This is a genomic window from Brunnivagina elsteri CCALA 953 (assembly GCF_002289455.1).
Lineage (GTDB): Bacteria > Cyanobacteriota > Cyanobacteriia > Cyanobacteriales > Nostocaceae > Brunnivagina > Brunnivagina elsteri.
The window spans coordinates 1-24,538 of record NZ_NTFS01000047.1; the positions used below are offsets into that span (position 1 = coordinate 1).

A 24,538-nucleotide genomic window follows, 5' to 3' on the forward strand; every position below is an offset into this window, starting at 1 on the left:
CACTAATTGATAGAATATTGATTACAACTTATTTCTAAGCGTTTCTGTTATATCGAACTCAGGTTACCCTAATGAGCGGGAAACATGGCTGATATAATTTCAGACTATGTTTGATAACGTCTGTCGTTTTTTAGCAGAGTCATTTTCTGCCGATTTTGCCACTTGGCTAATTGGTGAACCTGTTGCACTTACCGAACTCAGCTCATCAGAATTATCCCTCGAACCAATTCGAGCCGATGCATTAATTTTGTTGCAGTCGGATGATATAGTTCTGCATATTGAATTTCAAACCGAACCAAAAGCTGTAATTCCTTTCCGCATGACTGATTATCGGTTGAGGGTTTATCGCAGATTTCCCCGTAAACGGATGGTGCAATATGTGATTTATTTGCAACCAACGACATCCGAATTGGTTCAGCAAACAGCTTTTGTCTTGGAAAGTACCCGTCATGAATTTAGGGTAATTCGGCTTTGGGAGCAGCCAAGTGATGTATTTTTCAGCACTCCTGGTTTGTTGCCTTTTGCAACTCTGAGTCAAACTGACGATAAAGCCAGGACATTACAACAGGTTGCAGATGCGATTGAGGGAATAAACGATAATCGAATACAAAGCAATATTGCTGCGTCAACGGCAGTGTTAGCTGGGTTAGTATTAGATAAGGAACTGATTAGAAGATTATTGCGGAGTGATACTATGCGCGAGTCTGTAATTTATCAGGATATTCAGCAGGAAAGAGCATTATCAATTGTAATGCGACTACTTCGTCGTAAAGTCGGTACTGTTCCACCTGCACAATTGTTGAAAATTCAAGCTTTAGATTCAACCCAGTTGGATAATTTAGCAGAAGCTTTACTCGATTTTAACAGTTTGGCTGATTTAGAAGCTTGGTTAGCGCAAAATCAAGGCTAAATAATCGCTCAACTACCGGATGATAAATGACCAAAGGTAATATTTCCCGCAGTACCGATATTAATCCCAATATTGCGATCGCCTACAATTCCCACACCGCTATTTACTTGGTTGCTAATTCCCTGAATCTTCTCTTCTGCTTGCTGCTTATCCCATCCTGCGGTTGCTAAACCCTTACCACCACATAACAAAGCAACTGCAAAATCTTCCGTTGCAAAGTCGAAAAATGGGGTTTGTTCGGCTTTACATAATTCCCATGCAGTTTCGGGTACGGTTTTGCTGAGATAGTTCATTAAATGGGAAACCTTGACAACTTTATCCCCTGGTTGGTTTGCTGCTCCTTGCAATGCTTCCAGGAGATGGTAGGTATAGACGCTCATTTTGCCATCTGGACGTACCCACGATGATTGGTTTCCCGTGGAGGAGGTGAAAACGACTTTTCCCGTACCTTGTTGAATAATATTTTTGGGTAAAGCAGTCTGGGTAAAACCTTTAGGTAAGGGCGAACGGTTGTTCGCCCCTTCCTTTGATGATGCCATTCCTTGAGCATGACAGCTATCGATAATTACGAGTAATTGCTTTGCGGGAATTTGTTGTAATGCAGTGTTGAATGTGGTTGCGGGTAACGCTGTATCGGCAATACCTGCTCTATCAGTTTCGTGGGGGATGAGATAATAATCTCCCGATGCGTCCAAGCAACCATGACCGGAATAATAGATAAATATAGTTGCTTCCGGGTCGTTTTCGGCTTGTTGTTTGAGCCAGTTTAAACCATCTAATATATTTGCGCTAGTTGCGATCGTGTTGGAGAGTAAACGTAGGTGTTGGTCACTGTCAATATAGCCGCATAGTTTTTCGTTTGTGAGGAGGGTTTTTACTGCTTGGATGTCTTTGACGGTGGTGGGTAGGGATAGTTTTGGTTCTTCGCATTCTCCGACACCGATGAGTAGGGCATAGTTATGGGAGAGGATATTGGACATGGTGCGATCGGGTTTGGGTTTGTAGTATTTTAGGTGTTGTTGGATTTTTTCGAGTGCTTTGAGGGCGTTTAATGAATTTTTACCGTTATTTGCTTGGAGAAAAGTTTGGTTATTTAAAATGTTAACTAAACTAATCATAGTTGCTTCAGATTTGATTTCTCCCAGTGCAGATGCGGCACTAGAACGTACACCTGAATTTTCATCTTCGAGAAGTTGAATTAATCGGGGAATTGTGGCTTCAGATTTGATTTCTCCCAGTGCAGATGCGGCACTAGAACGTACATCAGAATCTTTATGTTCAAGAAGTTTAATTAATTCGGGAATTGCTATCTCTGATTTTATTTCTCCCAAGGTATATGCAGCACTCTCAGGTATATCAGAATCTTTATCTTCAAGAAGTTTAATTAATTCGGGAATAGTGGCTTCAGCTTTTATTTCTTCTATAGCACATATGGCGCTATAGCGTACATCAGAATCTTTATGTTCAAGAAGTTTAATTAATCCTGGTATTGCTACCTCTGAATTTATGTCTCTCAGGGCAGATGCAGCAGTCTCACGTATATCAGAATCTTCATCTTCAAGAAGTTTAATTAATTGGGGAATAGCGGCTTCAGCTTTTATTTCTCCCATAGCACATATGGCGCTATAGCGTACATCAGAATCTTTATGTTCAAGAAGTTTAATTAATCCTGGTATTGCTACCTCTGAATTTATGTCTCTCAGGGCAGATGCAGCAGTCTCACGTATATCAGAATCTTCATCTTCAAGAAGTTTAATTAATTGGGGAATAGCGGCTTCAGCTTTTATTTCTCCCATAGCACATATGGCGCTATAGCGTACATCAGAATCTTTATGTTCAAGAAGTTTAATTAATCCTGGTATTGCTACCTCTGAATTTATGTCTCTCAGGGCAGATGCAGCAGTCCAACGTAAATCTTCATGTTCAAGAAGTTTGATTAATTCTAGTATTGCTACCTCAGGTTTTATGTCTCCCAGGATAAGTACAACTCTATCATGTAAATCTTCATCTTCATGTTCGAGAAGTTTAATTAATCCTGGTATTGCTATCTCTGAATTTATCTTTTTCAGGGCAGATATGGCACTACTATTTACATGTGAATTTTTATCTTTTAGAAGATTCATTAATCCGAAAATTGCCGCCTCAGATTTGATTTCTCCCAGGGCATCTGCGGCTCTCCTACGTACAGATGAATCTTCATGTTCGAGAAGTTGAATTAATTTGGAAATGCTAATATTTGATTTAATTATCTTGAATAGACTAATTCTCAAAATTACAGGAAAATTGAAACCCTCAACTAACCCAAAAGTCTTCTCCTGCCACTCTAATTTCACTTCCCCCGCTAACCTCGCTCCCAATTGCCAATCAACCTGCAAAGCCAACCTGACAAACTGCAAAGCCAAACCCTCATTATCCACCAATCCCAACATCAGTGCTGTGGGTTCTGTCCATTTCAAATAATTCAAATAATCCCATTGCAATTCCTCATCACTCAGCTTTCCTACTTCCTGCAAAAACCTTTCTGCGGCGTAATATTCTTGAATTAATTGATGGCGAAATTCGATTTTGTTTTCTGCCCCAATTTGGATTAAATGGTGTTTGAGCAAATCATCTAACCATTTAATTGCACAATCTGCGGCACAATTTACTTTTCCTTCCAGATATTCGGTGAATATTTCTTCTGCTTGGTGTCGGGGTATGGCAATGAGGAATTCGGTTTTGCTATCTGGTTGGTGAGATTCTTCTCTCCACTTCGTTCCGCTCAGAATGACAGATTGTGGGGTGTTTGCGGAAGTATTAAATCCACCCATCATTACCCAGGCTAAATGCTGCAATAAACGTTTCCACCAACGTCTGGATTCGTCGGTGACGGGAATATCTTGTTTGATTTGGCGATCGTACATTTCTGTAAATCGACGAAATACCGAACCCAAATTTGGTGGTATTTGATTCCCATTGTTGGCAAACACTGAACACAACATCATCAACAATAACGGGGTTTCCCCAAATTCCCTTAACCTTCCTCCCAACTGTTGCAACATCTGTTCCCCAGTTTCACCTAGATACCCGCGCACAAATTCCCCCATCTGGGTTTCTGTCAAGGGTTGCATTTCCAGCTTTTTCGCAATTTTCAAATCTCCACCTACCCCTAAATCCCGCGTCGTGAATATCATCGGGGTGGTTTGCTGGTAATCGTGACGAAATTTTTGTAAATGCGATCGCGCTTCTTGTGATGGTAATTCGTTCACACCATCGATGAGGAGTAAAAATTGCCCCTGTCGCAGTAGGGTTTTGATGGTTTCGGTGTCTATGCTTAAACTGGGGTGATGACGGTGGAGAAAGGCAGTAATTAAGTCAAGGATGGAGGTTTCGTAGTAGCGCAATTCTACGAGTACGGGGATTTGACCTAACCCCCCATCCCCCTTCCCTGCGAGGGAAGGGGGAGCATGATTAAGCCCCTCTCCGCCTCGGAGAGGGGTTTGGGGAGAGGTCTTTTCTGCCTCTTCCAAAAGCGATCGCACTAAAGCCGTCGATTTTCCCGAACCTGGACGACCAATTAAAAGCACATGTTCTGGTGCATATTTCCGCAAACCTTCCAGAACATTTAATATTTCCCTTTCTTCCCTTGCTTCTGGTAATAGTTTCCTTTCTAGTTGAGGTGCTTCTGGGTTGAGTGCGATCGCTTGCAAATCGAACAACAGAGACTTTATCATCTGTTTATCATGGTTTTTACCCACAACATCCGTGATGGTGTAGCTATCCCACCACTGAGCATATTTTTCGCAAATCGATTCTAGATATGGCTTCCAGTCAATCACTGATATTCCTTAAGCACGAGAAGAAGTACTTAAAAATACTATAGCGTTGTTATTAAATAGATATCTCCGGAAATTAATAACAAAACCTCTCCCCAACCCTCCCCGCTAGCGGGGAGGGTGCCACAGGCGGGTGGGGTTCTTTTATTATGGGTAATCCTCGGACATAGTATCATCCACTGCCCAATGCCCACTCAACTACTTACAGACTTTTAATCAATTTCCGGAATGGCAAAAGCTGCTCTAAATCCAAATTCGATGCTACTTGTGCCAATTTATCCAAATCTAGCGGATTCTCTAGATAAGGCAAACAACCAAATACAGGCATATTCGTGAGCGATCGCACCATTCTTACTGGTGTCAAATCTTCGACTTCTTCTTCGGTACGTGGTTGAGTACAATTCAACACAATACCCAACAAATTAACACGGGTCATTTTCGCCAAAGCCACATTTGCTACAGCTTGGGAAATTGACCCTAATTTCACAGGCACAACCAAAACAGTAGGTAAACGCCATTCTGCGGCTAAATCTGCCACTGTCAACTCATCGGTAACGGGGGAACCCAACCCACCTAAAGCTTCAATTAAGACAAAATCCCGTTGTGCTTGTAATTTTGTCAAAGCTTGCCAAACTATACCTAAATCAACATCGCGATTCTCTTTTGCTGCCGCGATTGGTGGTGCTAGGGGAGCTTGAAAATATAGCGGTGTAATCTCTTCGCTGGTTTGCGACAAAGAAAATAACTTTTGGTAAACTTCGCGATCGCCTATTCCCGATTGAATCGGTTTCATAATTCCCAAACTCTGGGAAGCACAATATTTCTGCCAATAAGCTGCCAAAGCAGTTGTTAACACTGTTTTACCAGCTTCGGTATCAGTTCCTGTAATTAGTAATGAATTCAATGCTTTATAAAAATTTGCTTAACTATTTTCAATAAAGTAACACAATCCCCGTAGAGACGTTCCGGTGGAACGTCTTTATCCTACCGAGGTGTAATAAAACCAGAACCTGGAGTTGGTGTTGGTTTAACCGGGAAAAGGTCATTACTACCATTGTTAGTTGAGTTAGTTGAATCCGGTATTTCCTGGCTTGGTACTTGTTCCCCCAACCCTGTTTTTGGTGTTGCAGTGGGAGTTGGGAAAGCTTCGTTGGGTGCATTTCTCTTGGGCTTTTCCCTCGGAGCTTTGCGATTTTGTCTTCCTGGTGTTTCCGTTGGTACGATTATATCTGTTGATGTTGGTGTTGATTCTGGAGTCAGTGATTGTTCCAAAGCAGGTTGTGTAGGTGTAACGGTAGGGGATTTTTCTAAACCAACAGTCAAACTATAGTCGCTTTCCGGTAATCCTGGTGCGGTCGTTAGCTGGATAATATATTTACCAGTAAAGGGTAAAGCCCCTTGATAGGATGTGACATCCCTGGCGATTGCATCGACTGGTTCGCGGTTGGGAGCTAAAACAGTTAGCAAAATCCCAGTTTGTTGTGACAGTAATGCAGTAAGTTGCTGCCCTTCTTCCCCTTGAAAGGTATATTGAATCGCTTCATTTGCCCGCAATTTTCCGGTAACAGTAACGCTGCTCGATCCACCAAAGATGAGACGTTTGCTGAAAACAACAGGTTCACCATTGGTAGTGGTTGTGGGTGTTACAGTGGGAACTTCGCTAATGACTGGTGAGGGAAATGATTGGGGTGGGGTTTGAACTGCTGGCTGATTTTGAGGTTTACGAATATTACTAACCCATGCCCAAGAACCAAAACCAGCGAGAATAACAACTGCTGCACCGATGGCACCGACTGCGAGGGGACTATCTAAAACCGAGCGATTGGGGTCGGGGATGCCTGGATCGGGTCGGTTTGGTGTTACAGGTGTTTGTTGTATTGGTTCTCGACGACCACCAACGGCAACTGTTTGAACGTTGGAGAGGGGTTGTATGGGTTGATCGGGGAATTGTAATGCGTGGACAACTTCAGCCGTCGTTTGGAAGCGATCGCCCGGAATATGATTCAACATTTTATTCAATACTTGGGCAAATCGAGGATTAACGGTGGCAAAACGCTGCCAACTCCACAAAGCTAAATTTTCATCGTAGAGTTCCTGGGGTTCTTTTCCAGTTAATAAGACGATCGCAGTTACTGCCAAAGCATATAAATCACTACTTGGATATGCCCTACCCGTTTGCATTTGTTCTGAGGGAGAATAACCCAATTTACCAACCGAAGTCGCCGAAATTCTCCCACCAGGGGATTGTAACTTTGTTGCCAGTTCCTTAACCACACCAAAATCAATTAAAACTGGATTGCAATTACTTGGACTATCGCTTTCCCGGAGCATAATATTCTCTGGGGAAATATCGCGGTGAATAATGCCTTGACTGTGGAGATATTCGAGAACGGGAAGTAAGGAACGTAGGAAATGCAATACTTCTTTCTCATTATAAACACCACCAATTGCTTTTCGGTCCTCAAGTAAGGTGCGATAGGTTTTCCCCTGAACGTAATCTTGTACCAAAAATAATCTTTGGTCTTGCTCAAACCGCTCCCGAAACTTGGGAATTTGCGGATGTTCAATTTGATACAGTACTTCTGCCTCACGTTGAAAAAGTTCTTGGGCTTTTTCCCAGCTAGAACTAGTCCCTGTTGCAATTGGAATCAATTCCTTAATAGCACAAGGCTCGTTAAAGCGACGCTGGTCTTCTGCTAGATAGGTTCTACCAAACCCACCCTGACCCAGAATATTAATGATTCGGTAACGATTTTGGAGGATTGTGCCGACTGGAATGGGTGGTTGCATGGTTCTACTGATTAAATTAAATTGCAACGGAAGAGAAAATAGTGTTTCAGGGTTGATAACTCCCAGGAAATATTTGCAAAAACTGCCAGAGTGTGGTTACTACTCCCAAATCTAGAATAGCGGCAATCATTATATAATTGCTGCTGTCACAGATACTAGCTAAGTAAGCTGAAAAGGACTTGCGTCATACTATTTTCATCAAAGCTTAACAATATGCAGGAAAAATAGTGGTGCTGGGTTAGGCTTTGCGATCGCATTTCTCACATCAATGTAAAAAATATCACGCCACAAGCACAATTCAAATCAGCACGGATGTGGATACAAGTAAGTATAGCTTTTGGGTATCTGGTTGGTTCTCAAACCTGAAATCAAGCCTGCAAGTTGAATTACAGCGATTATTCAGTTGACCAAAATACAGTTGGTAATCGGTAATCCGATAGGGGAACCCACAGTTGTTTGCCCCGATTTTTATCGCATTCAAACGAAAAGCGCTATAGTATCTCCAAAATATTTAGCTACATCTTCTAGATATACATATCATCTATCTGGTTTTACGGAGTTTTAAAAATTCCATATAGATTCAGCAAATAATCTTTATTCTCGGCTATAAATTAAGTGAGTAGAGTATTTTACTCGACTCAGTAAATGCCAAGACATCTTCAATTTTGACTTATTTTGACTTGTTTTTTAGTTCTAAACTAAAAAATCAAAAAATTAGGTCTAATTTCTAGACTTAATGTCTGTTAAGCTGTCAATGGTTACATCGGGGAATCACACAAAGATTAATGTGATGTAGTTTTACAAAGAAACTTTGAACATTTTTATCAAAGCTTCAAAAACCACCACATTATTTTTTTAGTTATTCCAATCCAGTAAGCCAAATATCTGATGATAAGATTGCCATGAATGCACATCGAGGATCTGCTGTGCTTAGTTCTGCAACTTTAAAAGTGCAGCCAGCGCCAACAGGACTAAACGAAAACAATCGCCTGCGGCTGTTCTCTGGCTCTGCCAATTTACCTCTCTCCCAAGAAGTCGCCCGCTATCTAGGGATGGATTTGGGACCGATGATTCGCAAACGTTTTGCGGACGGAGAACTGTACGTTCAAATTCAGGAGTCAATCCGAGGTTGCGACGTTTATCTCATCCAGCCTTGCTGCAATCCTGTGAACGACAACTTAATGGAATTGCTAATTATGGTTGATGCCTGCCGTCGGGCATCCGCACGACAAGTGACAGCAGTAATTCCATATTATGGCTATGCCCGTGCGGATCGAAAAACCGCCGGACGTGAGTCAATCACAGCCAAATTGATTGCAAACCTGATCACAAAAGCAGGTGCAAATCGCGTCCTGGCTATGGACTTGCATTCAGCACAAATTCAGGGCTATTTTGACATACCCCTCGATCATGTTTACGGCTCGCCAGTTCTCTTAGATTATTTGACGAGCAAAAAGTTTGAGGATATTGTCGTTGTTTCCCCTGATACTGGTGGTGTGGCAAGGGCTAGAGCATTTGCTAAAAAGCTCAATGATGCCCCATTGGCAATCATCGACAAACGTCGTCAAGCTCATAATGTCGCCGAAGTATTAAATATTATCGGTGATGTCAAGGGTAAAACCGCAGTCTTAGTTGATGACATGATAGATACGGCTGGAACTATCACCGAAGGTGCAAAATTACTGCGTCAAGAAGGTGCTAGGCAGGTATATGCTTGTGCAACCCACGCTGTTTTCTCGCCACCTGCGATTGAGCGATTATCAAGCGGTTTGTTTGAGGAAGTCATTGTCACCAATACAATTCCCATTGCCGGGAGTGACACCTCGCTCGATGTTCTCCGTAAGCGTTTTCCACAGTTGGTGGTACTTTCTGTGGCGAATTTGCTCGGTGAAACGATTTGGCGCATACACGATGATAGTTCTGTAAGTAGTATGTTCCGTTAACCCCAATTTTGGCTGTCAACCAGATTACATAATTGGGAAAATAGGAAAGGAAGAAATATAGTTAGGGGTGGGAAAATACCGCCCCTATATATTTTACGTTCCTGTAGAGAGATGCGGTGGAATTGCAATATATATAATATGGAAAGACGCGATATATCGCTTGTTTTCTAAGGATGGGGTAACAACTCCAAAACTAGCTAATTAGCCACACTAATAGTCCAACAACCACACCTAGCGTAACAGACAGTGAAGAAAGGGCGGTTTTTTGGCGAACTTCTTCGATTTGTAGTACCGATACAATAATACCCGCAGTCCCAAATCCGCTAGGGATGGCTAAACTATCCCGTTGTTCTTTGCGATCGCGTACTCCGAAACGGAGAAGCAAGCTACGCTCTTAGCGTTCCCGTAGGGTAGCTTTCCGCAGGAATCGCGTTGTCGTTCGGCTTCTGCTAAGTCTATGGCGACTTGACCACGAATTAATGCTATCGCTTTATCAATTCAGCCAAAACCATGACGAAAGTAGTCTAATTCCATCGTTACTTGTTCTTGAAAGTAACGGCTGGTGTTTGTACTAAAACTTTCTAAAAAGCTGAGATTTTCCTTGGAAAAATACTTTTAATTTACCGTAATTTTTCTGCATAGCATAATAGCGATTTTTCACCACAATTTTATTTTGATTGTCTTCAATATCTCTTAGACGATTGGCATACTCTAGGGGCATTTTTAATAATGCCACTATTTATCGATTAAACTCTTTTAATTCATGTTGATTTAATCCAGTATTGCTACCAAAATTCAGAATTTTATTAATTTGTTTTTCATTAATTGATTTACTTACCTAAGTTTTACCTAAAAAACATGCATTGTTGGTAGCTTAGTTAACAAACAAAAATATAAACCACCATATCAACAGCATATTAATCCGACAGGCTACAGAAAATTTCCCTTCACCTCTCCCTTCTTTTTTCCCTTCTTTATCCAAAAAAACTCGAAGATGATAAACCAAGCCGAACTGTTAACGCTAAGATAGAATTGTTAAAGCTTGTTTACAGAATTGCTAAAATAATCCGAATTCTGTTACAGCAAGCTTGTAAAAACTAATATCTTAAAACCATCTACAGTACCAAAACGCGCACTATGACGCTCCCAATCCGTAACGTCGCTATTATCGCCCACGTAGACCACGGCAAAACCACCTTGGTTGATGCCCTTCTGAGACAATCCGGCATTTTCCGCGAAGGCGAAGACGTTCCGGATTGCGTCATGGACTCGAACGACTTGGAGCGTGAACGCGGCATTACTATTCTCTCCAAGAACACTGCTGTTAAATACGGCGAAACACTAATTAATATTGTTGATACCCCTGGACACGCTGACTTCGGTGGCGAAGTTGAACGGGTATTAGGTATGGTTGACGGTTGTATTTTAATCGTTGACGCTAACGAAGGTCCAATGCCACAAACCCGCTTTGTGTTAAAAAAGGCACTGGAAAAGGGATTGCGTCCCATCGTTGTTGTCAACAAAATCGATCGTCCCCAAGCTGAACCACATAAGGCAACTGACAAGGTTCTCGACCTGTTCCTTGAACTAGGTGCAGACGATGACCAGTGTGATTTTCCTTACTTGTTTGCATCAGGTCTAACTGGGTTCGCGAAAGACAAATTAGAAGACGAATCCAAAGACATGAAACCCTTGTTTGAGGCGATTTTACGCCACGTTCCAGCCCCAGTTGGTGACTCAAACAAGCCATTACAATTGCAAGTTACTACCCTCGATTATTCCGAATATTTGGGACGGATCGTGATTGGTCGTATCCACAACGGCACAATCAAAATGGGTCAACAGGCAGCACTTGTAACCGAAACTGGTGCGATCGTTAAAGGTAAAATCAGCAAGCTGATGGGCTTTGAAGGCTTGAAGCGGGTTGAGATGCAAGAAGCGACTGCTGGTTATATTGTTGCTGTGGCAGGTTTTGCAGAGGCAAACATTGGTGAAACCATTACTGACCCCAATGACCCCCAAGCGTTGCCACTTATTAAAGTGGACGAACCGACTTTACAAATGACCTTCTGGGTGAATGATTCCCCATTTGCTGGGCAAGAAGGTAAGTTGGTGACATCGAGACAAGTACGCGATCGCTTATTCCGCGAACTAGAAACTAACGTGGCTTTGCGGGTTGAAGAAACCGATTCCCCCGATAAGTTCTTAGTTTCTGGACGGGGTGAATTACACTTGGGTATTTTAATCGAAACCATGCGTCGTGAAGGTTTCGAGTTCCAAGTGTCCCAACCACAGGTAATTTATCGCGAAATTAGCGGACAACCCTGTGAACCTTTCGAGTTGCTAGTTTTAGACATTCCTGAGGAAGCAGTGGGTAGCTGTATTGAACGTCTGGGACAGCGCAAAGGTGAAATGCAGGATATGCAAGTGGGTGGTAATAAACGTACTAACCTGGAGTTTGTGATTCCTGCCCGTGGTTTGATTGGTTTCCGTGGTGAGTTCATGCGGATGACTCGTGGTGAAGGGATTATGAACCACAGTTTCTTGGAATATCGTGGTTTGAGTGGCAGTATTGAAGCCCGTAATAAGGGTGTTTTAATCTCTTTTGAGGAAGGTGTTTCGACATTCTACGCGATGAAGAATGCCGAAGATAGGGGTGCTTTCTTTATTATTCCAGGTACTAAAGTTTACAAGGGTATGATTGTGGGTGAACATAATCGTCCCCAGGATTTGGAACTCAATGTTTGCAAAACCAAGCAGCTAACTAACCACCGTGCATCTGGTGGTGAAGAATTAGTACAGTTGCAAGCTCCTATTGATATGAGTTTGGAGCGGGCATTGGAATATATCGGTTCCGATGAGTTGGTGGAGGTGACACCACAGTCAATTCGCTTGCGGAAGATGTCAAAAAAGCTCGCAAGTAGAAGATAAACCGACTTTGGATATTTAATTGAATTAAAAAGCCCGTTAACGCGGGCTTTTTAATTGTTAAAGTCTCAAAATCAGTTGAAAAGCTCAATTTTTAAGCAAGTAAAGCAACGCGATCGCACCACGATATTGGTTTTAACTAATAGTTTTTGAATGCTACTGGGATAAACCTCTGGTTTCCTAACGCGATCACATGACAAAATTCTCAAGTTCAGGCTATTTGAGGATTTTACATAAAACATGCTGATTAGATAATAGTACCACAGTTTAAAAAGAAAATTTTCTCGACTTTTTAACTCCTGAAATGACCTATTTACGTTAAATTAATGACTTCATTCTCAAGGTTATTGAGAATGGAGTGTTTTATTGATAAAAATTGCATATCGATAATTTTGCGATATCTTTCGGTAAGCTTCGCTAATGCACCACCGATAAAAACCCAAGATGAAGTGATTTAGAGTTTTCGCGTGGGTTCAAGATTCCCGACTTCTGCGCGGAAGTTTTAAATCTGACGACAAGCATAGTTAGAAGTCGGGAATCTGACAGTTTGCATCGCTTGATGTAGCGGAGAATATTAGGTTATTTAAGGTTTTCTCGTTAGGGAAGAAACCCGATTTCTTGGGATAGCTACAACTCCCTAAAAAAGTGAAAAGTAAAGAAGTGTAAAGGGGAAAAGAGAAAGAGGGTAAAGGGAAAGGGAATCCTCATGCAGAAAATACTAAACGAAAACCGTAGTTGTCGTAACGACTCCCGCGCGAATTGAAGTAGCGAACGGCACTACGACAGTTTTCTGGGAAGTTGAACCAGGAGCCACTACGCACCAGCTTGCTATCATTATTATTATCAATCCATGCACTGCCATCACTAGGTGCGTCATTATAATTCTCATGCCAGGAATCTTGACACCATTCCCTGACATTCCCATGCATATCGTATAAACCAAAGGCATTGGGTGGAAAATTGCCTACAGGTGTTGTTTCCTCGCGGTATTTACCCTTTGGTCCTTGACCATAATTGCCTGGGTAGACTGTACCGTTAATATCCCAATCAGTTCCTCGATAATTTGCTAAATCAGTCGTAATTGTCTCCCCAAAGTAAAACGGTGTAGTTGTACCAGCACGACAAGCATATTCCCATTCCGCTTCGCTGGGTAATCTGTAGGTTTTTCGTATTTTTCGGCTGATTTTCTGACAAAATTTCACGGCATCACTCCAACTAACTTGCTCTACAGGTCGTTTTTCCCCTTTAACATTAGAGGGGTTATTACGCATAACAGCTTGATATTGGGCTTGGGTAACTTGATATTTACCCATAAAGAAACTAGGAACAGTAACTTGATGCTGCGGACTTTCCCAGCAAACTTTTTCAGCTTCTGCTTCTGGAGAACCCATTGTAAAGGTTCCTCCTGGTATCTCGACCATCTCCAAGGTGACACCATTCCTCAAGTTTTCAATTAAATGTTTTGCTTCCTTCTGTTCCCGCTTTATTACATCCCCTCTTTTATCAACAGTGACGGTTTGAAATTGAAATATTTGCAGGGGTAAAGATGTTGAAATAATCGTTGGTGTTATTGGTTGATTTACTGGCTGATTTACTGTCTGATTTCTTGGGTTACTCAATATCTGCATCGCTTCCAAAGCTTCTCTAGCATCTTGGTAACGCTGACTTGCACGACTATTTACCATCTTCGTCAACACTTCCGCCAAAAGACTACTAATACTGACCTTATCTTGCCAAACTACTTCCCCATCATCGTCATCCAACAACTGGGGTGGTATTCCCGTTAATGCCTGTATACCCAGCATCCCCACTGCGTAGATATCACTGGCTAATTTAGGTTTACCCATAATTTGCTCGACTTGCATAAAACCAGGTGTTCCAATTCCCACAGTCAGACTGGTTTGTCCGGAATTTTTGAACATGATTTGTTTGACTGCACCAAAATCAATCAGGACGATTTTCCCATCGATATTACGACGCATAATATTCTGGGGTTTGATATCGCGGTGAATGATATTTTGTTGGTGGACAAATTTCAATACCTCTAATATTTCTGTGAGAAGTTGAGTCACTGTGACTTCGGGAATCTTTTTGCCTGGGATGATGATTTTGCTTAAATCAACCCCATCGATAAAATCTTGGACTATGTAAAATTCTTTTCCTTCCTGAAAATATTCTGACAAATTGGGAATTTGCGGGTGAAGTTTACCCAAATTGTATAAAGTCGCTGCTTCCTGTTCAAAGGACTTTTTCACCCAATCTAGTTCTACCTGATTGAGGTTTTTAGGACTTACGCACTGTACAAACGAATCATCTTGTGTATCAACGTAAATACGTTGTTTCAGGCTTTTATAAACCCACTTTAGTTAATTGCGATCGCTTGGTGGGAAGCCGAAAAATCAAGGTCAAAGCGCTGAAAACCATACCCCTTATTTTGATTTTTCTGTCAATGCGTAAGTCCTAGTTTTGTGTTTTGAGATGTTTAACCACGCATTTAGGCTTCGGATTAACGGGAATACCCAAATCCGAAGCGAGATAGGTTTCACCAAACCCACCTTGTCCTAAAAGCGAGATAATTTTATAGCGATCGCGGAGTATAGTATCTGGATTCATCGCTTTGAACTAAATATACTTAGTATCTGATTCGCTTTTCATTATAGTAGTGCGATCGCAGAATCCAGTCTCAAGTCATTACTCGTCAATTTGCCAAGAATCTTTGTTAAAGTCTTCATCCAAAACCTTTTTGGGACGAACAATCACAACTACTTGTCCCAACAAGGGAACCTCTGGTTGGGTTTCAAACCACTGAAAATCAATTTCCCCAGAATTATCGACAACAAAATAACTACTATCATTCCATTGTCTCTGAGCGCGATCGCATACGATAACCACATCTTCAATCGGAGAATTGACGGTTTGATTGGGTAGTTTAGAGCTATGACATAAGATTACCACGGGGTCTTCAGCAGCTAAAATGACTTGCCAACCAGGTAAGGGAATCCATGCTTGTTCTCCAGTAACCCGTACCATCCGAAATGCACCGATTTCTTCAACCATTGGTACTACTTTTAAATCTTCAGGTTTCAAGGGCATTTCCCCTGCAACGGGAAGGATTCGCGCTAATTCGGAGGCTGATTCGAGTCGGTATAAGGGTAATATTGGAGCAGGACGTTTGGGAATAACCGTGAAATCGGTAAGTAACTGTTCGATTTGCTTTCTAGCTTCCGGGGAATGGGCAAAACGCAAACCTCTAGCAATGAGACGGGAACGTTCCTGTAAATCTGAGTATTGACGTGCGTATTTCCAAGCTTGATAAGCGATCGCATCACCAGGATGTTTGGTAAATCCTTCGGGGGGATTACGAAACCGGGAAAAATCTTTGATTGCCCGTGCAATTTCCTTTGCTTCATCACAATCTATTTTTTGGGCAAATGCCAATTCTGCTGCCGATGCTCTTTCTTCGTGGGTTAACAAGCGAAACTCATATAACACATCACTACCACGTTGGCAAAAATGCGATCGCACTTCTGGAGATGCACCAATTTTCTCAACGGAAGCAAAAACCTGAGAACCTACAACTACTTGGTTTTGTTGAACTGGTTCAAATCCAGTGTCTTCAAAGATTTTTTGCGGATTGTAACCCGATTTCTGCAACTGCGCGATCGCAATTCCCCACTCTACCCAATTTCCTTGTTTCTGTCTGAGTTTCCGTAACAACTCGGTTGCTACACCATCGTTAATATTTTCTGGGTTTTGAGTATCGGGTGGTTGGTCGCTCATAACTAATTGCACTTATCGCTCGGTATTTTAAATACACCAAGTTCTATTCTATGGTAACAGAGAAGACTATTTCTCTATTTTTTCCAACTTCAGCTAGCAAATTGTAATCACGGATTCGGCAATCGAAACAATTAATACTCTGAGTCTACCATTCTATTAAGTATTTAATCTCAATAATACCTGCGCCAATTTATACTAAATAAAAATAAATACTTAGTTGAAATATTTGTCCATACAATAAATTTCAGGATATTCCCTAAGTTAACACTTGTGATTATCAATTAAACTGGAGTATGGAATATTACCATATCATTAACAATTAAAGGAATTACCTTATGAATAATCTGATTCCTGAAATTGATAGCACTCGCAAACAATCGATGACTGTTGAAAAACCTAAAAAACTTAAACTATTAGTCGTAGACGATGAGCCAGATAATCTCGATTTGCTCTATCGGACTTTTCGACGTGACTTTAACGTACTCAAAGCGGACAGTGGTGTCAATGCTCTCCAAGTTCTGGCAAATGAAGGGGAAGTTGCGGTAATTATCTCCGATCAGCGAATGCCAGAAATGAAAGGAACTGAGTTTCTGAGTAAAACAGTTCCCCAGTTTCCCGATACTGTGCGTATCATCCTCACGGGTTTTACTGATATTGAGGATTTGGTGGAAGCAATAAATGCCGGACAAGTTTACAAGTACATTACCAAACCTTGGGACCCGACGGAACTTAAAGCTGTAGTGCAACGTGCTGCGGAAACTTACGACTTGCTCAAACAACGTACTGAAGAACTACGTCGCGTCAATGCTCAAATGGCATTGTTGAAATCGTTGGTAACTGTCACCCAAATGTCATCCAGCTTTGAGGATACACTAAACCCGATCGCAGAAGCTTTTGGCGAAAGTTTTGCTGCTGATGGTTGTGTTCTGCAAATATTGGATAATTCTGCATTTACATCATCCCAAGGAACCTATAGTAGTAATGGTGCCCTGGGAAATTGGTTGACTAATGACCCATTAGTAAGTGAAGCGATCGCAACTAACAAAATCCAGGTTTCAGCAAATATTCCCAGCGATGAAAAACTAGCTACGGTTTCCCACTATTCCGAGAGTGATATCAAAGCACATTTGACTGTACCAATTATTTACCGCAGTCAAACCCTGGCAATCCTATCACTCCAGTGGAAACAACCCTTTACCCTACGTGAAGACGAACTCAAACTAATTCACTCCTCAGTGGAACTAACTGCGATCGCGCTGACTGCGACTCAGTGTAGTTAAGATTTTCAATCAACCTAAATAGGTATGTAGTAGTGTTTTAACTTCAATCCAACGTATTAAGCACTTTCTACATACCACTTTTTTTTGATTTACAGCACATCTCAACATTTATTTTATTCTCTCTGCGTCCTCCGCGTCTTGGCGGTTCATTAAAATATTCCTTCTGACTTCTGACTTCTGCCTCCTGCCTTCCCTCCATCCATCCATCCACTCTAAAACTCGATTCCAAGCCCACCAAACATCAGGGTCATTTGCTTGTTTCTGACCTCTCTTGCTATTCAAGTACATAACATGTCCCCCATATTTTGTCAATAATAACTTTATATAGGGATTATTCCTACAAGCAGCTTGCAAATCTGGTGCGATCGCAGGGTTAAAAAATGGGTCATTTTCGGCGTAAATAATTAAAGTCGGGATTTCCAGATGGGGCAAAAAATGTAACGGACTTGTTGCATCATAATACGCTTCCACCGTCGGAAAACCCAAACCTGAAATAACCAACTCATTATCAAATGCCCAAATACTATCAATCCGATCGATTGCTGCGGAGTCAATAGCACCAGGATGAGTATCATGAATTTGCCAAGCTAATGTTTTTAAGCTCCCAGTAATACCCTTTTCGATATATCTACCTTGCCGACTACCCAAAAGATAAGAGAGCGATCGCGTTGCATCCAAACTCGGACAAATCGCAATCACACCTCCAATATCCCCTGACATCGACAATGCGATTTTCCCAGCCCACAATGCCAGTTGACCCCCTAAGGAAAACCCAAATAGCCAAAACTTTCCTGGACAACCCAAATCAGCTGCTTGCGAGGCAATTCTGAGAAAATCTTCCCCCTCATACAACCCATCCGATGCCAAAGTAGGCGATAATTCTATAGATTTCCCGTGGGCACGCCAATCAAATAACACCACAGCATAACCACTTGCATAAGCCTTACGTGCCCAAATTCGCAACAACCATTGGTTTTCTAGAGTTCCAGTAATCCCATAGGTTGCCACAACCGTACCGCGAGCATTTTCAGGAATCGCGAATAAACCAAAAAGTGGTACACTACCAGCCCCCATAAATATTTGTTGCTGATATGGTGGTTCGGGAGCAAAAACTGTATCCTCCCAATTACGACTAGTAGAAAAGGCTCCATGTATGGTCATTGCGAAACCATTTTGTAACAATAGAGGCGGAATATAGGTGGGAAAAGACATAATTGATATAAATTTGTATATTTGTATCCGAGATTTACAAATATTTCATCTTAATCTTTATATTAGATTTAAAAACTTTTTTATAATCAATAAAGAAATCTTTGCACCAATCGAAGATTCTTATTTCTCTTTAACAAATTAGTAATAACAATATATAATGCCAAGGATTCTTGTCATAGACGACGACCCCGCGATTTCAGAACTCGTTGCTGTCAATCTCGAAATGGCTGGCTACGATGTCAGTCAAGCTGAAGATGGCATTAAGGGTCAAGCATTAGCGCTACAGCTACAACCCGACCTGATTATGCTCGACTTGATGCTACCTAGAGTAGATGGATTTACCGTTTGTCAGCGCTTACGTCGAGACGATCGCACATCTGAAATTCCCGTATTGATGCTCACAGCATTAAGTCAAACCCAAAACAAAGTTGAAGGTTTTAACGCTGGTGCAGACGATTACATGACTAAACCGTTTGAAGTTGAGGAAATGCTAGCACGAATTAGGGCATTACTGCGACGTACCGATCGCATTCCCCAAGCTGCCAAGCATAGCGAAATCCTCAACTATGGACCATTAACTTTGGTTCCCGAACGTTTCGAGGCAATATGGTTTAGCGGAACGGTTAAATTGACTCATTTGGAATTTGAATTGTTGCACTGTCTGTTACAGCGTCACGGGCAAACCGTTTCCCCTAGCGAAATTCTTCGCGAAGTCTGGGGTTATGATCCTGATGATGACATTGAAACGATTCGCGTCCACATCCGACATTTGCGAACCAAACTCGAACCAGATCCCCGCCATCCCCGTTACATTAAAACTGTATATGGTGCTGGATACTGCCTAGAAATGCCCACAACGACTACATCAGGAGAAGGAGTAATGTTATCAGTTGACTAGGAATATAGTTGTTTCCTAGTAAAAAAATATGGCACTCCAAACCTAAATAGTTAGGGAAGTGCCACGGTATTTAATCCTGATACCAATTTTCCAAAATAACAACCCAAACCTCACTACATCCGAGTCGTTTATCTCCGGCAAGTTTTGAATCTAAATCTTCATTTTGAGATAACTCTTGCGAATCACAACATAAAATCCTAGTAGAGACAATCCAGCAACAACCCCCGGTTCGGGGACTTTTTCGGTAGGTGAAACAACATTTATCCTGCCGTAAATTGCTGCTGTGGTTTTTGCTCCTTCCCGAACACGAAATTCTTTTGCGCTTGTCGAGCTACCATCTTCGATAAATCCAGTCAATTCTAAGGTATATTGCTTGCCGCTATAACTAAAACTGCGGTTGGTAAATACTGGTGTCGGGAATACATAGTCTGCATTCGCTATATCGGAGATGGGAATGTTGGGGTCATTTGGCGAATTTACCAAATTAAAATTAAAATCAAAATCCTCTTTTATTTCAGCAGGATTTTTGAATGATAAGCGCAAATGGAACCGTACTTTTTCGACGTTTGTATATAAAGGTACTGTGCCGTTGTAGTAGCTTAAATCCCCGATTTTAAATAGAGAATTAAAGTCAGATGCAAATGATGTTCCCTTAAAAATAAGACTATTGGCTGGAGTCCTAAACCTGGGTATATCAGGGAGTGACAATCCCCATTCAAAAGTATTTGTTCCCACACCTTTATAGATGGGATTGGTATTAAAAGTACCAGGATCGGGTTCTCCCCATGTTCCGCTAGAGTCACCTGAAAAGATTAATGCTTTGGCTTGATTTGAGAAACCAAGTGCTGCAACAGCAGTAATCGCAAATGCAGATAAGGTAATACCGAAAACAGAACTTAGTTTCATCGCGATCGCATTTAACCCCACGTTAGGAGTTTTTCTTATAAAGAGGATAACTCATCTAAGCTAGTAAAAATACGGAGAGATTGCCAACTTTAACTGTATTATTCATAAAATCTTTATATTAGCTTTGTAAATCCTTCTTATAATTTCCTTATAAACCTCGTCTATTTCGGAACCCGGAGTTTTTGATTATTCTGCTGCGTCATTGCGACGTAAGGTAGACTCGCTTCTTCGGCTACCTTCGGAAGTCACTCCGTGCCTACCCGCAGGGTAGCAATCTCAAAATCTTCGCGGAAAACTATAGTTCTCAAGGTAGACGAGGTTTAACTGAAGACAATTGTTACATCTCAAGCATTTATTTACTAACAGCAAAATATTATCAAACAAAGGTTGTTATTATCACCCTCGTATCAAGTAAGTATATGTAAAAAGCTAGTTAATATAGAGTTAGAAGAATTATTAAAGTGTCGAATCTGTGAGATAAAAAAATATTTGCCAACCTTCAACTTTCGGCTAAAAATTAGCAGATTCAGAGGAATAAAATTTGGGAAGCAGAGAAACATCAACAACCTGAACTTTATTCCCCTAAAGCCGCAAAATAACTAAATTTAGTGATTTTTAGGATGACCAAATTTAGAACTAGGGAGCCAGAGCATTACCACGGAGTAAACTACCAATTGTTTTAGCAGTAATCTTAAGTTGAGTAATGGGATTTGCGGGTACAACCGTTTTGTACAAATAGCTATCAAAAGTCAGCTTTTGGACATCAAGGTCAGAACACATCTCCACAAAGGCTTCACGGGTGGCATCGGAACGGTAGAAAACGCTTTGCAGGATATCGAGAACCTTATAAGTTAAACCGTATTTCCGATCCCAATTCTTCAAGTAGATTTTGAGGTCTTTTTCGGTGGGGATTATCGCACCAGCATTCGACATTTCCACGATGGTTTCCGCACACATCCGTCCCGACTTCGCCGCAAAGTAAATACCTTCACCCGAAGACTTAGTGACATAACCAGCAGCATCACCAACCAAAGCCACACGTCCAACTACCCGACGAGGACGGGGGTGTTCAGGGATGGGGTGAGCTTCCACTTTGATGATTTTACCACCTTCGAGTTTGTGTGCGGCACGGGCGCGAATACCAGCCTGCAACTGTTTGATGTTAGCTTTGTTAACAGACATCGTGCCAGTTCCGACAGCAACGTGGTCGTATTTGGGGAATACCCAAGCGTAGAAATCGGTAGAAACATCGTCCCCGACGTACATTTCCGCCAAATCGTTGTAATACGCCAGTTTCTCTTCAGGAATGCGAATCCGCTCTTGGAATGCGATCGCATAGTTATAATCCCCAGCATCGATTTCTTTCGCAATGCGGGAATTAGCACCATCAGCACCGATAATTACATCAACCTTTAAGGTTTTCGCAATCCCCTGTGCCCCACCTTCGTTATGGTCAACATAATGAATGGTGTAGGAGTCTTTGTTATTACCGGGAATATCTAGTTTATGAACAGTGGCATTTATTAAAATTGCACCTAATTTAGCCGCACGATTCCGCAAGAAACTATCTAGCACCTCGCGACGGCACATTCCAATATATTCATCTTCATTTATCAGATTGATATCAACCTCACGGTTCGAGGGAGAAATCATCTTCATTTTCCGCACCTTACGGTCGATAATCTCCGCAGGCAGGTCAAATTCGTTGACCATGCATAACGGAATCGCACCACCACAAGGCTTGGCGTTATCTAATTTGCGCTCAAACAAATAGGTTTCAATACCAGCTTTTGCCAAAACTTCAGCAGCACATGAACCAGCTGGACCTGAGCCAACAACAGCAACCCGGAGTGTCAAAGGTCTTCTCCCATTTTTGACGTATTACCGAGAGCATCCTACCACGGACTTTTGTCTGATTTTTCTCTAAACCCCAACTATTTCACTTAATCGCAATATTCCTTAACTTTTCGATACATTTTGGCGAGTTTTGATAGCTCTAAGATGATGGCATCAATAGATTCAGGATTATGGAAAGTCATCCGATTTTGGATACATTCGCTGTCGCTCAGTACAAGCCCCCAGATTGACCCCACGGATCAATCTGGGGGCTTGTAACCTTGTTTAAGTTTATATTCTGACTCCTGACAGAAAAACGAAACGCAAGCCCCTGACAATTCATAATCTATTATGCAACGCCACTAATTTCCTAAAATTAAAATTTTGCCAGCATTACATCTTTTTCGGGTAATACAAGTACTTTTAATGGGTCATAGCCTAGCTGCTGAGTAATCCGTTCCCTAGCTAAAGCACGATACTCCCAGAAGTGTTCTCCAGCAGCGCACAAACCTAGATACATGTTGAGAACTTGAGGTTTATGTCGCAAAATAGTCCATAGTTGTTGCCAGAACTGCCAGCGAATTTCCGATCTTCGTAAACCCTGATGCCATATTACCTGAGCAACAAGTCCTAATCCTTTACCTAAGGGAAATTGCATGGTTTGTTTTCGTCCTTTCAGCGAACCAATTCTTAGACATTGCTCGAAGCTGCGTCTAAGATAGTTTGCAGGTTCATACATTGTCCAAAAACCCTCAACATACTCTTTGGCAATTTCTGCAATGGGACGGGTAGGAACAAAATTCATCAAGGTATTCTGATCTCCTGTGGGATGGTTGATGCTGTCGAACAAACGTTGTTCTGCCTTGAGACGATTCCATAAAGCAGTGTTGGGCAAAGCTTGGAGAATACCCAGCATGGGTTGAGGAATATTGGTTTGTTCCACAAAAGCTTGAATCCTTTCTCCAGCACCAGAGCGTTCTCCATCAAAACCAAGGATAAATCCTGCATAAATCAACATACCAGCTTCATTGATTTTGTGACAGGATTCGACAAGGGAACTGCGTGTATTTTGGAGTTTACGTGTGACTTCTAGGCTATCTTGATCGGGGGTTTCGATACCGAGAAACACACCATAAAAGCCTGCTTCGTGCATCAGTTCAAGTAGTTCATCGTCTTCTGCCAAATTTACCGAAGCTTCTGTGATGAAGGTAAAGGGGTAATCATGCTGCTGCATCCAGGGAATCAATTCTCTGAGGAAGCGTTTGACGTTACGCTGATTGCCAATAAAGTTATCGTCTACGATGAACAATGACCCTCGCCAACCTAAATCATACAAGGTTTGCAATTCTGCTAAACTTTGACTTGGTTCTTTGGTGCGTGGTTTGCGACCGTAAAGGGAGATGATATCGCAAAATTCGCAGTTAAAGGGACAGCCGCGAGAGAATTGCATTGCCATCATCAAATAGGCATCACGTTTGAGTAAATCAAAGCGTGGTATGGGACTAATGGTGACATCGGGTTTTTCAATGGAGCGAAAAATGCCTTGGGTTTGACCTTGGTTAAGTGCTTCTAAAAACAGGGGAACCGTCAACTCTCCCTCATCCAAAATCAGATAATTTGCTCCAAAATCAAGGGCATCTTGGGGTACGGAGGTGGGGTAGGGACCACCGACAGCGACCTTTTTACCGAAATGCACTGCTTTTTGAATTAAGGCATGAAAATCGGGCTTCTGCACCAGCATTGCAGAAAGAATTACCAGGTCACACCACTCCCAATCAGCGTCAGTTTCTGGATTGACATTGCGATCGCAAAATCTAATTTCCCAGTCTTGAGGTAGGAGTGCTGCAACTGTAATGATTCCCAGTGGAGGCAAGACAGCTTTTAGTCCAGCGATTTCCATGAAGCGATCGTATGACCAAAAAGACTGAGGAAATTTTGGGTAGAGCAATAAAGCTTTCATATATAAGTTCCTTTGTGTAGTTTTAGATACACTCTGGGATGGGCAAATGTATTTAATTGAATTAATTAATACGCATTAGCTTATCTCAGCCTTAAGAACTATGTATCAGCCTCTAGAATGATATTTGAACTGTTAGAAATTTCCAGAAAATAGAAAATAAACTATCCCAACTCTAGACTTATACTGAAAACGGTTAAGAATGAGACTTTTTATCTATCAAAAATGATATTTTTAAGCCTCTCCCCTTAGTAAGGGGAGAGGTTGGAGAGGGGTTCTATAT

Annotated in this window: 18 protein-coding genes; 5 read left to right on the forward strand and 13 right to left on the reverse strand. The window is 41.7% G+C overall.

The genetic code is table 11. From position 1 onward, the window contains the following. Positions 1–106 precede the first annotated feature (106 nt). The gene (locus tag CK510_RS06490; RefSeq protein WP_095720923.1) at positions 107–910 is read left to right on the forward strand and encodes an Rpn family recombination-promoting nuclease/putative transposase; all 804 of its coding nucleotides are present in this window, start codon (positions 107–109) and stop codon (positions 908–910) included. A gap of 8 nt (positions 911–918) precedes the next feature. On the opposite strand, the gene CK510_RS06500 is transcribed toward CK510_RS06490, so the two are convergent. From CK510_RS06500 to CK510_RS06510, 3 genes are all read right to left on the reverse strand, one after another. Further along, a complete protein-coding gene (locus CK510_RS06500) occupies positions 919–4,728 on the reverse strand; it encodes a HEAT repeat domain-containing protein (RefSeq protein WP_211293110.1) in 3,810 nt (1,269 codons plus the stop codon). A 199-nt stretch (positions 4,729–4,927) separates the two neighbouring features. Next, positions 4,928–5,629 carry a dethiobiotin synthase gene (gene bioD, locus CK510_RS06505; protein WP_095720924.1) on the reverse strand — a complete coding sequence of 234 codons (702 nt, stop codon included), beginning with the start codon at positions 5,627–5,629 and terminating at the stop codon, positions 4,928–4,930. Between the two features lie 80 nt (positions 5,630–5,709). Beyond that, the gene (locus CK510_RS06510) at positions 5,710–7,515 is read right to left on the reverse strand and encodes a serine/threonine-protein kinase (protein WP_095720925.1); all 1,806 of its coding nucleotides are present in this window, start codon (positions 7,513–7,515) and stop codon (positions 5,710–5,712) included. 902 nt (positions 7,516–8,417) lie between these two features. On the opposite strand from CK510_RS06510, the gene CK510_RS06515 reads away from it, so the two are divergent. Next, a complete protein-coding gene (locus tag CK510_RS06515) occupies positions 8,418–9,458 on the forward strand; it encodes a ribose-phosphate pyrophosphokinase (protein WP_095720926.1) in 1,041 nt (346 codons plus the stop codon). 193 nt (positions 9,459–9,651) lie between these two features. Here the strand turns inward: CK510_RS06515 and CK510_RS06520 are convergent, their stop codons facing one another. Then, complete coding sequence (locus CK510_RS06520) at positions 9,652–9,843, reverse strand: hypothetical protein (protein WP_095720927.1); 192 nt, start codon at positions 9,841–9,843, stop codon at positions 9,652–9,654. 186 nt (positions 9,844–10,029) lie between these two features. Further along, positions 10,030–10,194, reverse strand: coding sequence for a hypothetical protein (locus CK510_RS31570; RefSeq protein ID WP_158224853.1), 165 nt, complete (start codon positions 10,192–10,194; stop codon positions 10,030–10,032). A 401-nt stretch (positions 10,195–10,595) separates the two neighbouring features. On the opposite strand from CK510_RS31570, the gene typA reads away from it, so the two are divergent. Further along, positions 10,596–12,389 (forward strand): translational GTPase TypA, encoded by a 1,794-nt coding sequence (gene typA, locus CK510_RS06525; RefSeq protein ID WP_095720928.1) that lies wholly within the window; start codon positions 10,596–10,598, stop codon positions 12,387–12,389. A gap of 701 nt (positions 12,390–13,090) precedes the next feature. On the opposite strand, the gene CK510_RS06530 is transcribed toward typA, so the two are convergent. The 3 genes from CK510_RS06530 to CK510_RS06535 all read right to left on the reverse strand — a co-directional run bounded on the left by CK510_RS06530 (position 13,091) and on the right by CK510_RS06535 (position 16,166). Continuing rightward, positions 13,091–14,731, reverse strand: coding sequence for a bifunctional serine/threonine-protein kinase/formylglycine-generating enzyme family protein (locus tag CK510_RS06530; protein ID WP_095720929.1), 1,641 nt, complete (start codon positions 14,729–14,731; stop codon positions 13,091–13,093). A 115-nt stretch (positions 14,732–14,846) separates the two neighbouring features. Then, positions 14,847–14,999, reverse strand: coding sequence for a hypothetical protein (locus CK510_RS34565; RefSeq protein WP_245911873.1), 153 nt, complete (start codon positions 14,997–14,999; stop codon positions 14,847–14,849). 78 nt (positions 15,000–15,077) lie between these two features. Further along, a complete protein-coding gene (locus tag CK510_RS06535) occupies positions 15,078–16,166 on the reverse strand; it encodes a RuBisCO accumulation factor 1 (protein ID WP_095720930.1) in 1,089 nt (362 codons plus the stop codon). Between the two features lie 335 nt (positions 16,167–16,501). Between CK510_RS06535 and CK510_RS06540 the strand changes: the two genes are divergently transcribed. Then, on the forward strand, positions 16,502–17,446 hold the full coding sequence (locus CK510_RS06540; protein WP_095720931.1) for a response regulator: 945 nt from the start codon (positions 16,502–16,504) through the stop codon (positions 17,444–17,446). A gap of 108 nt (positions 17,447–17,554) precedes the next feature. Here CK510_RS06540 and CK510_RS06545 read toward each other — a convergent pair whose 3' ends face one another. Continuing rightward, positions 17,555–18,658 carry a YheT family hydrolase gene (locus tag CK510_RS06545; protein WP_095720932.1) on the reverse strand — a complete coding sequence of 368 codons (1,104 nt, stop codon included), beginning with the start codon at positions 18,656–18,658 and terminating at the stop codon, positions 17,555–17,557. Between the two features lie 157 nt (positions 18,659–18,815). On the opposite strand from CK510_RS06545, the gene rpaA reads away from it, so the two are divergent. Then, entirely contained in the window at positions 18,816–19,556 is a 741-nt protein-coding gene (rpaA, locus tag CK510_RS06550) for a two component system response regulator RpaA (protein ID WP_095720933.1), read from the forward strand. A gap of 150 nt (positions 19,557–19,706) precedes the next feature. On the opposite strand, the gene CK510_RS06555 is transcribed toward rpaA, so the two are convergent. The 4 genes from CK510_RS06555 to CK510_RS06565 form a co-directional block, all read right to left on the reverse strand. Then, positions 19,707–20,462, reverse strand: coding sequence for a choice-of-anchor K domain-containing protein (locus CK510_RS06555; RefSeq protein WP_095720937.1), 756 nt, complete (start codon positions 20,460–20,462; stop codon positions 19,707–19,709). Positions 20,463–21,098: 636 nt separating this feature from the next. Continuing rightward, positions 21,099–22,319 carry a geranylgeranyl reductase gene (gene chlP / locus CK510_RS06560; RefSeq protein WP_095720934.1) on the reverse strand — a complete coding sequence of 407 codons (1,221 nt, stop codon included), beginning with the start codon at positions 22,317–22,319 and terminating at the stop codon, positions 21,099–21,101. A gap of 86 nt (positions 22,320–22,405) precedes the next feature. Beyond that, on the reverse strand, positions 22,406–22,555 hold the full coding sequence (locus CK510_RS31575; protein WP_158224854.1) for a hypothetical protein: 150 nt from the start codon (positions 22,553–22,555) through the stop codon (positions 22,406–22,408). A 119-nt stretch (positions 22,556–22,674) separates the two neighbouring features. Continuing rightward, a complete protein-coding gene (locus tag CK510_RS06565; RefSeq protein ID WP_095720935.1) occupies positions 22,675–24,258 on the reverse strand; it encodes a B12-binding domain-containing radical SAM protein in 1,584 nt (527 codons plus the stop codon). Between the last annotated feature and the right edge of the window lie 280 nt (positions 24,259–24,538).